Annotated in this window: 16 protein-coding genes; 14 read left to right on the top strand and 2 right to left on the bottom strand. The window is 47.2% G+C overall.

The window, feature by feature from the left end; genetic code table 11:
• The first annotated feature begins 25 nt into the window (after positions 1-25).
• The 7 genes from M1K46_RS15235 (at position 26) to paaX (ending at position 5,875) form a co-directional block, all read left to right on the top strand.
• Complete coding sequence (locus M1K46_RS15235) at positions 26-331, top strand: EthD family reductase (protein WP_256226641.1); 306 nt, start codon at positions 26-28, stop codon at positions 329-331.
• On the top strand, positions 324-1,100 hold the full coding sequence (locus M1K46_RS15230) for an enoyl-CoA hydratase/isomerase family protein (RefSeq protein ID WP_256226640.1): 777 nt from the start codon (positions 324-326) through the stop codon (positions 1,098-1,100). Before M1K46_RS15235 ends, M1K46_RS15230 begins: the two co-directional genes overlap by 8 nt.
• Before the next feature lie 12 nt (positions 1,101-1,112).
• Positions 1,113-1,883, top strand: coding sequence for an enoyl-CoA hydratase-related protein (locus tag M1K46_RS15225; RefSeq protein WP_256226639.1), 771 nt, complete (start codon positions 1,113-1,115; stop codon positions 1,881-1,883).
• A 150-nt stretch (positions 1,884-2,033) separates the two neighbouring features.
• The gene (locus tag M1K46_RS15220) at positions 2,034-2,906 is read left to right on the top strand and encodes a 3-hydroxyacyl-CoA dehydrogenase (RefSeq protein WP_256226638.1); all 873 of its coding nucleotides are present in this window, start codon (positions 2,034-2,036) and stop codon (positions 2,904-2,906) included.
• Complete coding sequence (locus M1K46_RS15215; RefSeq protein WP_256226637.1) at positions 2,903-4,108, top strand: thiolase family protein; 1,206 nt, start codon at positions 2,903-2,905, stop codon at positions 4,106-4,108. The genes M1K46_RS15220 and M1K46_RS15215 overlap by 4 nt, the downstream gene beginning before the upstream one ends.
• A 12-nt stretch (positions 4,109-4,120) precedes the next feature.
• Positions 4,121-4,900, top strand: coding sequence for an enoyl-CoA hydratase-related protein (locus tag M1K46_RS15210; RefSeq protein WP_256226636.1), 780 nt, complete (start codon positions 4,121-4,123; stop codon positions 4,898-4,900).
• An 87-nt stretch (positions 4,901-4,987) separates the two neighbouring features.
• Positions 4,988-5,875 carry a phenylacetic acid degradation operon negative regulatory protein PaaX gene (gene paaX / locus M1K46_RS15205; RefSeq protein ID WP_062236571.1) on the top strand — a complete coding sequence of 296 codons (888 nt, stop codon included), beginning with the start codon at positions 4,988-4,990 and terminating at the stop codon, positions 5,873-5,875.
• 54 nt (positions 5,876-5,929) lie between these two features.
• On the opposite strand, the gene M1K46_RS15200 is transcribed toward paaX, so the two are convergent.
• Complete coding sequence (locus tag M1K46_RS15200; protein WP_091006882.1) at positions 5,930-6,442, bottom strand: gamma carbonic anhydrase family protein; 513 nt, start codon at positions 6,440-6,442, stop codon at positions 5,930-5,932.
• Between the two features lie 67 nt (positions 6,443-6,509).
• Between M1K46_RS15200 and M1K46_RS15195 the strand changes: the two genes are divergently transcribed.
• The 4 genes from M1K46_RS15195 to M1K46_RS15180 all read left to right on the top strand — a co-directional run bounded on the left by M1K46_RS15195 (position 6,510) and on the right by M1K46_RS15180 (position 10,520).
• Entirely contained in the window at positions 6,510-7,463 is a 954-nt protein-coding gene (locus tag M1K46_RS15195; RefSeq protein ID WP_256226635.1) for an NAD(P)H-dependent flavin oxidoreductase, read from the top strand.
• A gap of 156 nt (positions 7,464-7,619) precedes the next feature.
• Positions 7,620-8,606 carry an ABC transporter substrate-binding protein gene (locus M1K46_RS15190; RefSeq protein WP_256226776.1) on the top strand — a complete coding sequence of 329 codons (987 nt, stop codon included), beginning with the start codon at positions 7,620-7,622 and terminating at the stop codon, positions 8,604-8,606.
• Between the two features lie 125 nt (positions 8,607-8,731).
• The gene (locus M1K46_RS15185; protein WP_053355509.1) at positions 8,732-9,751 is read left to right on the top strand and encodes an ABC transporter permease; all 1,020 of its coding nucleotides are present in this window, start codon (positions 8,732-8,734) and stop codon (positions 9,749-9,751) included.
• Positions 9,726-10,520: an ABC transporter ATP-binding protein gene (locus tag M1K46_RS15180; protein ID WP_256226634.1), complete on the top strand. Its 795-nt coding sequence runs from the start codon at positions 9,726-9,728 to the stop codon at positions 10,518-10,520. Before M1K46_RS15185 ends, M1K46_RS15180 begins: the two co-directional genes overlap by 26 nt.
• 46 nt (positions 10,521-10,566) lie before the next feature.
• Here M1K46_RS15180 and M1K46_RS15175 read toward each other — a convergent pair whose 3' ends face one another.
• Positions 10,567-10,965, bottom strand: a complete 399-nt coding sequence (locus M1K46_RS15175; protein ID WP_256226633.1) for an HIT family protein — start codon at positions 10,963-10,965, stop codon at positions 10,567-10,569.
• Between the two features lie 235 nt (positions 10,966-11,200).
• Between M1K46_RS15175 and M1K46_RS15170 the strand changes: the two genes are divergently transcribed.
• From M1K46_RS15170 to pdhA, 3 genes are all read left to right on the top strand, one after another.
• A complete protein-coding gene (locus M1K46_RS15170; protein WP_053355506.1) occupies positions 11,201-11,596 on the top strand; it encodes a thioesterase family protein in 396 nt (131 codons plus the stop codon).
• Positions 11,597-11,664: 68 nt separating this feature from the next.
• The gene (locus M1K46_RS15165; RefSeq protein ID WP_248251665.1) at positions 11,665-12,765 is read left to right on the top strand and encodes a Leu/Phe/Val dehydrogenase; all 1,101 of its coding nucleotides are present in this window, start codon (positions 11,665-11,667) and stop codon (positions 12,763-12,765) included.
• Between the two features lie 33 nt (positions 12,766-12,798).
• Positions 12,799-13,860 (top strand): pyruvate dehydrogenase (acetyl-transferring) E1 component subunit alpha, encoded by a 1,062-nt coding sequence (gene pdhA / locus M1K46_RS15160; protein WP_256226632.1) that lies wholly within the window; start codon positions 12,799-12,801, stop codon positions 13,858-13,860.
• The last annotated feature ends 1 nt before the right edge of the window (position 13,861 follow it).

Raw genomic sequence — 13,861 nt, 5'->3', positions numbered from 1 at the left:
ATATACAGTCGAGAGGAAGATACAAATGGTAAAATTGATCGCACTTTATAAAACTCCGGAGAACAAGGAAAGATTTGATGACCATTATTTCGGTACACATACAGAAGTAACGAAAAAGATTCCAGGGCTTCGCAAAATGGAAGTAACAAAGATTGTAGGCTCCCCAATGGGAGAAAGCAAATACTACTTGCTCTGTGAAATGTATTATGACGATCATGAATCATTAAAAGCAGGGATGAAATCAGCTGAAGGAAAAGCTTCGGGCAAAGACTTGATGTCTTTTGCCGGAGACCTCGTTACATTGATGATCGGTGAGGAAGTGAATGAGTAATTTCACAACGATAACGTCAAAAGTAGAAGAGGGTATTGCACTGATTGAGCTTAACCGCCCCAAAGTGCTTAACGCCATCAACCGAAGCATGGTGTCAGAGCTTCTGTCTGCTTTTGAGCAATATGACCGTGATGACCAAGTGAAAGCGATCGTTCTAACCGGAAACGACCGGGCATTTGCGGCCGGAGCCGATATCGATGAAATGATGAATGACGATGCCATTACGCTTGAACTGCTTAACCAGTTCAAGGATTGGGACCAGCTGCACACCATCAAGAAGCCGATTATCGGAGCGGTAAGCGGATTTTGTTTCGGCGGCGGGTTTGAGCTTGCGCTGTGCTGTGACATCCTTTTTGCTTCTGAAAAAGCACAGTTCGGTTTTCCGGAAATCAAGCTTGGCGTGATGCCTGGTGCAGGAGGAACAGTCAAGCTGACCAAGCTCATGGGGCAGAAAAAAGCACTGGAATGGCTGTGGCTCGGTGAACCGATGACTGCGAAGGAGGCTCATCAGCACGGGGTGATCAACAGGGTAGTAGCTCCTGAACTCGTGTTAGAAGAAGCAATGAAATTTGCACGTACCATCGCCTCCAAAGCACCGCTCTCCTTACGGTTGATTAAAGAGACGGTCTATAAAGCGGTCGATGACTCTGTTCTCGACGGCATGCAGTTTGAAAGAAAAAATTTCTATCTGCTGTTTTCTTCTGAAGACCAGAAGGAAGGCATGAAAGCTTTTGCTGAAAAACGGCGGGCTAATTTCAAGGGGAAATAAGGAGGAGCGCTGATGTTTGAAACGATCATGTACGAAACAAGAGCCGGAGTAGCCTGGATTACACTGAACAGGCCCGACAAGCTCAACGCGTTCACGAGAGTGATGCATAAAGAGATGCTTTCCGCGTTAAAAACGGCCGGCAAAGATGAAGAAGTCCGTGCCATCGTTATCACTGGCGCAGGGCGTGCGTTCTGCTCCGGCCAGGATCTCGGTGGAAGCGACAATCCTGACTACGGAGAGGTTCTCCGCCAAGGTTATAATCCAATGGTCCAGGCGCTTGTTTCCATTGAGAAGCCGGTCATCGCTGCTGTAAATGGAGTGGCAGCCGGCGCCGGAATGAGTCTGGCACTTGCCTGTGACTTCAGGGTGGCTTCTGAAAGAGCGAGCTTTATCGAAGCGTTCATCCATGTAGGGCTTGTGCCCGATTCAGGCAATCTGTACTTCCTTCCGAGGCTTGTCGGACATGCGAAAGCCATGGAACTTGCTGTTTTAGGCGAGAAAATTTCTGCTGAACAGGCAAAAGAATTGGGTCTTGTCACAAAGGTTGTATCCGATGAAGTTTTTGTTCAGGAAGTGGAGACATTTGCGGTGAGATTGGCGAATATGCCGACGAAAGCAATCGGTCTGATCAAACGGTACATGAATAAAAGCTGGGAGAGCGATTTAAACGAAGTGCTGGAATATGAGGCACTTGCACAGAAAACAGCGGGCAGCACCCAGGACCATAAAGAAGGGGTTACCGCATTTATGGAAAAACGCAAGCCCGTGTTTACAGGGAAATAGATTGTATGCTGGAATGTGGCTGGTTCTAACCAGCTTCCATTCCTTCAGGAAGACAAACATTCGAGGATCTATATATAGCTGAAAAATAAAAAAAGCGGGCTGCAGCAGGGCTCGCTTTTGCAACATTCAAGGAATGTGGAGGAGATACCATTGATGCAATCCATCGTTGTTGTCGGATCAGGAGTAATGGGCAGAGGAATTGCCTACAGTGCAGCAGTAGGGGGCTTCCATGTGCAGCTGGTTGATGTTCAGGAGGAAGCGCTAAAAAACGCGGAACGTGAAATAGAAGCCATTTTTTCAAAAGGTGTTGCCAGAGGAAAGCTGGGTGCAGAAGAAGCTGAAACGGCGAAAAATCGGCTTTCTTACTCCAGCCATCTTTCGGAAGCGGCAAGCCAGGCTGACTTGGTCATTGAAGCCGTTCCGGAAAATCTTGAGATTAAAAAGGCTGTATTCAAAGAGCTGGACAAAGCAGCACCAGATCACTGCTTTTTAGCTACAAATACATCGACTATGAGCCCGACTGAAATCGGTTCATTTACGCAGCGTCCTGAAAAGGTCGTCGCTATGCACTTTTTCAACCCGGTCCACAAGATGCCGCTTGTTGAGATTGTAAGGGGGCATGAAACGAGCGATGAAACAGCAGCGGCGGTAAAAGAAGCAGCAGAGCGGATGGGAAAAGAAACGGTCATTGTTAACGAGTTTCCTGGCTTTGTAACGAGCCGGATTTCGGCGATGGTCGGAAACGAAGCGTTCTTTATGCTTCAGGAAGGTGTAGGTACTCCGGAAGAAATCGATAAAGCGATCAAGCTTGGTTTAAACTATCCGATGGGGCCGTTTGAACTTGGCGATCTTGTCGGTCTGGATACACGGCTTAACAACTTAAACTATCTTCATCAGACCCTCGGTGAAAAATACCGTCCATGTCCGCTTCTTGTTAAATATGTGAAAGCGGGAAGACTTGGCCGCAAGACCGGACGCGGCGTCTATGATTATATGATCGAGAAGGGCGGCGTAACCAAATGAGAGAAGCCGTTATTGTCGATGCAGTGAGGACGCCCATCGGCCGCTACAAAGGCGGGTTGAAAAACGTCCGGCCGGATGACCTTGCAAGTATTGCCATTAAGGCGTTACTGGAGAGAAATCCGAATGTACCAGCTGCAGAGGTTGAAGAAGTTATTCTTGGAAACGCAAATGGTGCAGGAGAGGATAACCGGAACGTAGCCCGCATGGCGGCGTTACTGGCAGGACTTCCTGTCGAGGTTGGCGGTACGACGATCAATCGATTGTGCGGTTCCGGACTTGATGCCTTTATCTATGGAGCAAGGGCCATCATGGCGAATGAGGGAGATATCTTCATTGTCGGCGGGACGGAAAGTATGACAAGAGCACCTTTCGTAATGGCGAAGCCGGATGCGGAATTTCCGCGCGGCGACATGAAGATGTTTGACACAACAATCGGCTGGCGGTTCATCAACCCGCTCCTTAATGAAAAGTATGGAACGGACTCCATGCCGCAGACGGCTGAAAATGTGGCGCAGCGCTGTGGAATTTCCCGTGAGGCGCAGGACAGCTTTGCGGCAGAGAGCCAGCACAGGGCCCAGAAAGCGATAGAAGCAGGGCGGTTTAACGAAGAAATCATTCCTGTAGTTTTAAAGGATAGAAAAGGCAATGAAACCATTTTTGATAAGGATGAGCATCCTAGACCAGGTACTACAGCTGAAAAATTGTCAGGGCTCAAACCTTTGTTTGCCGGCGGCACGATCACTGCAGGAAATGCATCCGGAGTGAATGACGGTGCAGCTGTGCTGTTGATGATGAGCGCTGAAAAAGCAAAGGAATTGGGCGTGAAACCTCTGGCGCGCTATAAGGCTTCTGCTGTTTCTGGTCTGGAGCCTTCAGTTATGGGGCTGGGGCCGATTGAAGCGAGCAGAAAAGCGGTGCAGCGGGCGGGCATCACGCTGGAGGAGCTTGGTCTGATCGAACTGAATGAAGCATTTGCCTCCCAATCTCTGGAGTGCATAAAACAGCTGGAGCTTGATCAGCAAAAGGTAAATGTGAACGGCGGCGCGATTGCTTTTGGACATCCGCTTGGAGCGAGCGGTGCAAGAATCCTTACGACGCTAATTCATGAGATGAAGAAACGAAACGTAAAGCATGGGCTGGCAACGATGTGCATCGGAGTGGGCCAGGGCATCGCTGCCGTCGTTGAAAATATAGAGGAGTAAGGGGAGAATGAAATGCCAGAAGCTATTCTTTATGAAGTAAAAGACCATATCGCTTATGTTACGTTAAACCGTCCTGAAGTGCTGAACTGCTTTAACTATCGAACACTTCAGCGGCTCGGTGAGGTTGTTGATGAGATTCATCATAATCAAGATGTCCGTGTTGTTATTTTTACAGGGGCAGGAGAGAAAGCCTTCAGCGCAGGAGCGGATCTCAAAGAGCGGCGCACCCTCTCAGAGGCCGATGTTAAACGCAACGTACGAAAAATCCGTGATGTATTTTCTGCGGTTGAGGCGCTTCCGCAGCCTACGATCGCCGCAATTAACGGCCATGCGTTCGGTGGCGGGTTTGAACTGGCGCTTGCATGCGACATTAGAGTTTCCGTTGATTCAGCTTCCATGGGCCTGACTGAGCTTAGCTGGGCGATTATTCCGGGTGCAGGTGGAACACAGCGGCTTCCGCGATTAATTGGGCAGGCTAAAGCGATGGAGCTTATTCTGACAGCCAAGAAAATGAAGGCTGATGAAGCCTGGCAATACGGCATTCTGAATAAAGCGGTGACTAGAGAAGAACTGTTGCCGGCGTGTGTAGAATATGCTGCCGCCATCCTGAAGAACGGACCGATCGCTGTGCAGCAGGCAAAGTACTCCATCAAGCACGGTATGGAAACCGACCTGCAGACAGGGCTTGCGATCGAGGCCAAAGCCTATGAAGTGACCATTCCTACAAAAGACAGAGTGGAGGCGCTTGATGCCTTCAGTGAAAAAAGACCTCCTGTTTTTAAAGGGGAGTAGATTTTACCTGGATGGCTTGTTCTGCTCTATGTGTTTTGGTAGGATAAGAGTCATCTAAATTGACAGTAAAGCAAATGAGGGACAGTCATGCAAAACAGTTTAAACACGCGTTCAATGATTTTTACGCTGTATGGAGATTACATACGCCACTATGGCAATGAAATATGGATTGGAAGCCTGATCCGCCTTCTTGAGGAGTTCGGCCATAACGAACAGGCGGTAAGGGCAGCCATCTCCCGTATGAACAAACAGGGCTGGATCGTTTCGCGCAAGCAGGGGAACAAGAGCTATTATTACTTAACTCCGCGCGGAGCAAGACGGATGGATGAAGCTGCAAAACGGATTTTTAAGCTGCAGCCCGAAAAATGGGACGGTACTTGGTACATGTTTACGTATACCATTCCCGAAGAAAAAAGAAGCATCAGGGACGAGTTAAGAAAAGAATTAGTATGGAGCGGATTCGGTCTTTTGGCCAACAGCTTCTGGATTTCTCCCAACAACCAGAAAGAACAGATCAAGCAGATGATGGAGAAATATGAGATCCAGGATTTTGTACACTTTTTCACGGCAACTTATGAAGGACCTCATGAGAACGCACAGCTCGTGAATGAGTGCTGGGACTTGGCGGATACTAACCGGAAATATGATGAGTTTATTAAGACGTACTCCCAAAAGTATGTGATTGATAAGAATAAGATTGAAAAGGGCGAGATGACAGATGGCGAGTGCTTTGTAGAACGAACAAAGCTCGTCCATGAATACCGCAAGTTCCTGTTTGTTGATCCAGGGCTTCCTCAAGAACTTCTCCCATCCGACTGGCTCGGAGATTATGCGGCCTCCTTATTTGGAGATTATTACAGAACACTCGCCGGTCCTTCCAGCCGCTTTTTCGAGGAGATCTATCAAGAAGGAAACGAACTGAAAAGAGACAAATCTTACAACGCGCTGAACCACCCGCTCATCCAGGAACTGTAGATTTGTAAACAAAAAGCACTTTCATCCTGAGCGGGAAAGTGCTTTTTATTTCCATTATTTTAACTCCTGCTTAAACTGCTGCCCTTTTTGCTGATACGTTTCAATGGTTATTCGGATAATCTCCAGGTCTTTGTCGTTCAACTCCCGAATGACTTGGCCGGGAGAACCCATGACCATGGTACGGGGCGGAATCTTTTTTCCGGGAGGGATAAGGGTGTTTGCTCCGATAAAGGCTTGTTCACCAATCTCAGCACCGTCGAGGATTGTAGCACCCATTCCGATCAGTGCACCCTTTCTGACCGTGCAGCCATGAAGGATGACATTATGCCCGATTGACACTTCATCCTCAAGAACAAGGGGATACTGCTCGTATAGATGCAGTGTGCAGTTATCCTGGACATTGCAGCGATCTCCAATGGTGATCGGCCCTTCATCCCCGCGAAGGACACTGTTAAACCAGATACTGGATTCTTTGCCGATTTTGACATCGCCAATGATATGTACGCCTGGGGCTATAAAAGCGCTTTCATCAATCTGCGGCTCTTTTCCGTTAAATGTGTAATTCATAGAATAGATTCTCCCTGTTGTTCTGACTTATAAAAAGTATAACAGATTCATAGAAAGGAGTAAGAAAATGAACACTGTATGCAAGATTTTAGGCATCCAATATCCCATTATTCAAGGAGGAATGGGGAATGTCAGCAATGCACAGCTGACAGCGGCTATCTCAAACGCAGGTGCGCTGGGGACAATTGGAGTAGGGACGATGCTCCCTGATGAAGTAGAAGCGATGATCGTGGAGGCTGCTTCGAAAACATCGAAGCCGTTCGCTGTCAATGTTCCGCTCACTGTGGCATCCAACGTAAAAGAAATCTTTAAGCTGATCATCAAGCACCATGTTCCCGTTGTTTCTTTATCAGCTGGAAATCCCGCCCCCTACATTCACAAGCTGCAGGAACACGGCATTAAAGTCATTTGCGTGGCCGCTTCTGTTTATCATGCGAAAAAGGCAGAAGACGCGGGAGCAGATCTCATTGTCGCAGAAGGATATGAGGCAGCTGGTTTAAACTCTCCATTTGAAACAACAACGATGACGCTCATTCCGCAGGTAGCCGATGCGATCAAGATTCCGCTGATCGCAGCTGGCGGCATCGGGGATGGACGAGGTGTAGCGGCCGCCATGATGCTCGGGGCAGAGGGTGTGCAGCTCGGTACGAGATTCATAGCAGTTAAAGAAGCACCGTTCCACCTGCGCTATAAAGAAGCGCTCATTCAGGCAGATGACCGGGATACAGTTGTTGTGGGCCGTTCGGTCGGAAGAATCCGCAGAGTGATGAAAGCTCCTTATGCCGAGAGACTGCTATCGAAGGAATCAGAAGGCATTACGCTCGAAGAATTTAATGCACTGACGACGGAAGACCAGCACATTGCAGGCGCAATAAAGGGTGACTTTGAGCAAGGATTCATCAACAGCGGGCAGATTGCAGGATTGATTAAAGACATGCCTTCAGCAAGCGAGCTGATACAGAAAATGATGAAAGATGCCGGACAGGCCATCAGCCGCAAGAGCAGCGAGGTTTCTAGCTGACAAAAACAAGGAACAGACCTTTAAAAGGAAAAGAATTTATAATATAATTAATTTTGTAAATAGTTTGAAAAATTTACTAGAGGCATGACCGTTCAACCAGTGCTGCAACGAGATAGGGAGATGTCTGCTGTAGTAAAAAGGGGGAAAAAGAGAATGATGAAGTGGAAGAGTTTACTCGGTGTTTCACTGGCTGGTATGGTGCTGCTGGCAGGCTGCGGAACATCGAAAGAAACGAACAGTGAGGAAAAAGGCGGCAAGGAAATCAAGATTGGTGTCACTCAGATTGTAGAGCACCCGTCGCTTGATGCGGCCTATAAGGGCTTTAAAAAAGCTATTTCTGCCAGCGGACTGAAAAATGTAAAGTATGATGTCCAGCTAGCGCAAGGAGATCCAAACAATTCTCAGACGATTGCCAAGAATCTTGTGGGTGAAAAAGTAGATCTCATTTTTGCCAACTCCACACCGAGTGCCCAGCATGCTCTTAACGCTACAAAAGACATTCCGATCGTATTTACTTCAGTAACGGATCCAGTCGGAGCCAAGCTCGTACAAAGCTTTGAAAAACCTGGAGACAACATTACTGGAACGACGGATACTCATCCTGATGCTATCCCAAAAACGATAGAGTTTATTGACAAACAGACCGATGCAAAAACAGTGGGCTTGATTTACAACAAAGGAGAACAGAACTCTGTTGCCCAGGTAGACCTTGTGAAAAAAGCGCTTGAGGAATCTAATCTGAAACCAGTGGAAGTCAGTGTCTCAACCTCTGCGGATGTGAAGCAGGCTGCAGAATCACTCGTCGGACGTGCGGATGTTTTTTATATCGTTACCGACAATACAGTAGTATCTGCCCTCGAATCCGTTATCAGTGTGGCTGAAGACAAAGATATACCGATGTTTGCAGGTGAGCTTGATTCTGTAAAACGCGGAGCCTTCGCCGCATACGGATTCGATTATTATGACATCGGCTATGAAGCCGGGCAGATGGCAGCGGACATTTTGAAAGGTAAAAAGAAGCCTAGCGAAATTAAGGTGCAATACCCTCAAAAGCTGAAACTCGTCATCAATAAGAAAGCTGCAAAAGCCATGAACATCAAACTGAAAACTGAATGGGATTCAATGGCTGAATATACAAAGTAAGTCTCCCGTGTTGGGTTTGACACATCGCTTTTGGTCAAATCCAGCACGTTTTTTTCGATGGCAAAGGGAAAGAGCAAACCGTATGCAGTTTATAAAGACAAACGCTTTTTAGGGGAGGAATACAGATGTTTGCACTCTTTAGCGCTTTGGAATCAGGTGTGATCTATGCCATTATGGCACTCGGTGTATACCTTTCGTTCCGTATCCTGGACTTTCCAGACTTAACGGTAGACGGAAGTTTTGTAACAGGTGCAGCGATATCTGCCAGTTTAATAGTCCACGGACAGAATCCTTTTATTGCCACGATGGCAGGAATACTCGCTGGATTTATCGCAGGCTGTATAACAGGAATCTTACATACCAAAGGAAAAATTAATCCGCTCTTATCCGGAATTCTCATGATGATCGCCCTCTACTCCATCAACCTCCGGATTATGGATCAGCGTTCAAATGTACCGCTTCTGGGAGAAGATACAGCATTTACTTTAATCACTTCCTTTTGGCAGAAACTTGGGCTCGACAGCATGTTCAATAAGCTGTTCACAGCTATTGGACTGGGAGATAGTCTTCCAAAAACCTGGGGCATCTTTTTTGTCATGGCGATCGTGACGATTCTTATCAAATTTGCAGCTGACTGGTTCCTGAAAACGGAGATTGGGTTGGCACTCCGGGCGACTGGAGACAATAAGCGGATGATCCGAAGTTTTTCGGCAAACACGGATGGCTTAACGGTTCTTGGGCTGGGGTTGTCAAACGCTCTTGTCGCTTTTGCTGGTGCACTCATCGCCCAATACGGAGGTTTTGCTGACGTCGGGATGGGGATTGGCATGATTATTATCGGACTCGCTTCTGTCATTATCGGTGAAGCTTTGTTCGGAACAAAGTCCATTGCCCGTGCAACGCTTGCGGTTGTTTTAGGGGCCGTTGTTTATCGCATCATCATTGCCTTTGCCCTGCAGATTGAATTTTTTGAAACGGGTGATTTGAAATTGATTACAGCGCTGATCGTTGTCTGCTCTCTTGTCCTTCCTAAACTGCTGGAAGCGAGAAAGGAACAGGCGAGGAAAACGAGGAGAAAGCAGCTGAACCATCAGACTATGGACAGAAAGGGTGAAGAAATTGCTGCATCTAAATTCGGTTCATAAAATCTTTAACGAAGACACACCCGATGAAAAAATCGGCCTGTCGAACATCAACCTGCAACTGGAACCTGGAGATTTTGTCACAGTTATCGGGAGCAACGGAGCGGGAAAATCAACCTTAATGAATGTTATTTCAGGTGTACTGTTTCCCGATGCAGGCCAGGTTATGATTAAAGGAAAAAACATACTTTCTTTGCCTGAACATAAACGTTCCAAGTTTATTGGAAGGGTCTTTCAGGACCCAATGGCGGGAACGGCTCCGACGATGACGATTGAGGAAAATCTGGCGATGGCTTACGCGCGCAATAAGAGAAGAACTCTTAAACGGGGGATTACGAGAAAATCCAGGGACTTCTTTAAGGAAGCAATAAAGTCTCTTCATTTGGGCCTGGAAAACCGTTTTACCGCTAAAGTCGGCCTGCTATCCGGAGGTGAACGCCAGGCGCTGTCCCTGCTTATGGCAACTTTTACAGAGCCCGATATCCTGCTTTTGGACGAGCATACAGCAGCACTTGATCCTTCCCGCGCGGCGCTCATTACGGAGCTGACGAAGGAGATTGTGGCCGCACACGGGCTTACTACCTTAATGGTCACTCATAACATGCAGCAGGCGATCGACCTCGGCAACCGGCTGATTATGATGGATAAAGGGCAGATCATCCTGGATGTCGATGAAGTCAGCAAAAAGTCTCTAACCGTAGAAAGTCTTCTCAATGAGTTTCAGCGCATAAGAGGAGAAAAAATGGCGAGCGACAGGGCTCTTCTTTCATAAATCACGAGGCAAAACTAAAGCTGTGTTCCGGCAGGAACACAGCTTTTTATACATTTTGAGGGCGTTTGTTGGAGGGGCTTTTGAGCCAGGAGCGAATTCCTCGCCCCGCGTAAGGTTCATCTGAAAAACGGGGAAGAACATGAAGATGGGCATGCAGGATATGCTGGCCGCCAATTTCGCCGCTGTTCCAACCGATATTATAGCCATCCGGCTTCAGTGTTCGATCAAGATAAGCTTTAGCGAAGGCCAAAAGACTGTAGGTATCGTTCCATTCTTCCTGTGTAAGATCAAAGACAGACGGCCGGTGAGCTTTTGGAATGATCAATCCGCTTCCTTCAAGGATCGTCTGGTTTTGCGGGCTTTGGATATACAGACACGTTTTGTTTTCGAACACAATCTCCTGATCCTCCAGCCCGAATGGCTGGCATAAAAGACACTTTTCCATATTTTCACTCCTTCTGGTTTTTATTTTTTCATAGTCTTGCTATATTGTATAGATTTGAAATCTTCAGGCTATTCATTGACTGACTATTCAACAAAATGATATCATTACGTTAAGAAAACGTTATATAATTATCGTGTTTAAACGAATGAATAAATGAGGGCATGGACCATTAGCTGGAATATGTCCTCATTGTCTGCGGTCTAACGAATGGATGTATCTATTAAGAGGTGATGTCATGAAACCAGGAATGAAAATCGGTGATACAGCAACCATTACAGCTGTAGTGACACCGGATATGTTTGCGCAATTCGAAGGAAAACTCGTTCATCCTGCTTATTCCACCGTATCCATGGTCTATCATATGGAGTGGGCAGCGAGGCAGATTATTCTGCCTTACCTTGAAGAAGATGAGGAAGGAATAGGTGGAGGAATCAAAGCTTCCCATCTAGCGCCTACACCTGAAGGAATGAAGCTTGAAATACAAGCAACCCTTACAGAACTAAAAGGAAGAGCTGTGATATGCAAAGTTGAAGTAAGAAATGAAAAAGCAACAGTAGGAGAGGGAGAGGTCACACAATACATTCTTCCAAAAGAAAAAATCTCTCAGAAACTGCATGAAATGACGAGCTAAATGCCATAAAATGAAAGCGCTTACTTTAAAGCGCCAAAGAGATAAAGGATCACCAAGGGGGAGTAAGCATGTTTGAAAAGATATCACAGCATGAACAGGTTGTATTCTGCAACGATCAAGCCACCGGCTTAAAAGCCATTATTGCAATACATAACACCACGCTTGGGCCGGCACTAGGAGGCTGCAGAATGCGCCCGTATAAATCAACGGATGAAGCACTTGAGGATGTACTTCGGCTGTCGAGGGGGATGACGTACAAGTGTGCTGGAGCAGACGTGGATTTTGGGGGAGGAAAGTCGGTGATCATCGGCGATCCGACAACAGATAAATCTCCGGCATTATTCCGTGCTTTCGGCCAATTCGTAGATTCTCTTAACGGCCGCTTTTATACAGGCACAGATATGGGGACAACACCGGATGACTTCGTGCATGCCCTGAAAGAAACGTCCTGTATAGTAGGTGTGCCGGATGAATATGGAGGAAGCGGGGATTCGTCCGTCCCTACTGCACAGGGTGTCATATACGGGCTTCGAGCAACCATCCAGGCGCTGTATGGCTCAGAAGATCTTTCCGGTATGTCCTACAGTGTACAGGGGCTTGGAAAAGTTGGCTATAAGGTAGCGGAGCAGCTTGTCGCTGCCGGTGCCCATGTGTACGTCACCGATATTAACCAGCAGGCGCTAAAGAGTATCGTGGACCGGGCGGAGCTTCTTCCGGGAACGGTTGAAGTTGTTGATGGCGATGAAATTTACGGAGTGAACGCTGATATATTTGTTCCTTGTGCACTTGGAGGTATTGTCAATGACGAAACCATCGACAGGCTCAAGGTCAAAGCGGTTGTCGGAAGTGCAAACAACCAGCTGCTTGAAGACAAACACGGAATCTATCTTCAGCAGAAAGGAATCCTTTACGGACCGGACTATATCGTGAACGCCGGCGGGTTGATCCAGGTCGCTGATGAGCTTTACGGACCGAATAAGGGCCGTGTGCTGAACCAGACTAGAGCCATCTATGATTCTCTTCTGGCAATCTATAAACAGAGCAAGGAACAGAATCTATCTACCATGGAGGCAGCCAACCGCTTCTGTGAGGACAGGATTGAACACCGACAACAGCGAAACAGTTTCTTTTCCCATGATAAAAGACCGAAATGGAATGTGCGGCATTAAAACGGAATCTATCAAATTAAAGGGGGAGTTAGTGTGGAAAGTCAATTTCCGAAGAAGCAGATTTTAAACGAAAAGGGAATGCTGGTGGATGATTCATATAAAAGCAGGCTGACGGAAGAACTCGTGAAAAATCTCTATACGAAAATGCTGAGAGCCCGTCTCTTTGACCGCAAAGGAGTAAATCTTCAGCGGCAGGGCCGAATCGGAACGTACGTGCCGTTTGAAGGCCAGGAAGCGGCGCAGATCGGCAGTGCCATGGCGATGGGAGAAGGAGACTGGATGTTCCCTACCTACCGTGACCATGGGGCGACGTTAACGTTCGGACACTCCGTAAAGAATGTGCTTCTCTATTGGAAAGGCCGCCAGGAAGGCTGTATTCCCCCCGCTGGAAAGAACATTTTTCCGCCTGCCGTTCCGATTGCTTCTCAGCTTCTTCATGCAACCGGGACAGCATGGGCTGAAAAAATGAAAGGAACTGACCGTGCCTCCATCGTTTACTTTGGAGATGGAGCGACCTCAGAGGGTGATTTTCATGAAGGGCTTAACTTTGCGAGCGTGTTTAACATTCCGGTTGTCTTTTTCAACCAGAACAACGGTTTTGCCATCTCTGTTCCAATTGAAAAGCAAATGAAGGCAAAGACCATCGCACAAAAGGCACTCGGCTATGATATTGAAGGAATAAGGCTGGATGGCAATGATGTATTTTCCGTGTACTTCCATACGAAAGCGGCCATTGAAAAGGCAAGGGCTGGAGGCGGTCCTACTTTAATTGAGGCCGTTACCTGGAGATATGGTGCCCATACGACAGCAGACGATCCGTCCAAATACAGAGACCAAAACGAGAGTACGATTCGGCGTGAAACGACTGATCCTCTTATCCGGCTGGAAAAGTATATGAAGATGGAAAACATCTGGGACGGCCAATGGGCTTCAGATCTTGAAAAAGAAATAACGGCGGAGATTGAAGCAGCCGTTAAAGAAATGGAAAACGAAAAACCGCCGCACGTTAATGACATGTTTGATCATGTTTTTGCAGAAAATCCATGGCCGATCAACGACCAAAAAGAAGCGTATGCGCTTATGAGGGGGGAGTAAG

This window comes from Fictibacillus sp. WQ 8-8, assembly GCF_024494405.1.
In the GTDB taxonomy this organism is placed as follows: Bacteria; Bacillota; Bacilli; order Bacillales; family Fictibacillaceae; genus Fictibacillus_C; species Fictibacillus_C marinisediminis.
This window is presented reverse-complemented; position numbering and strand designations above follow the sequence as displayed.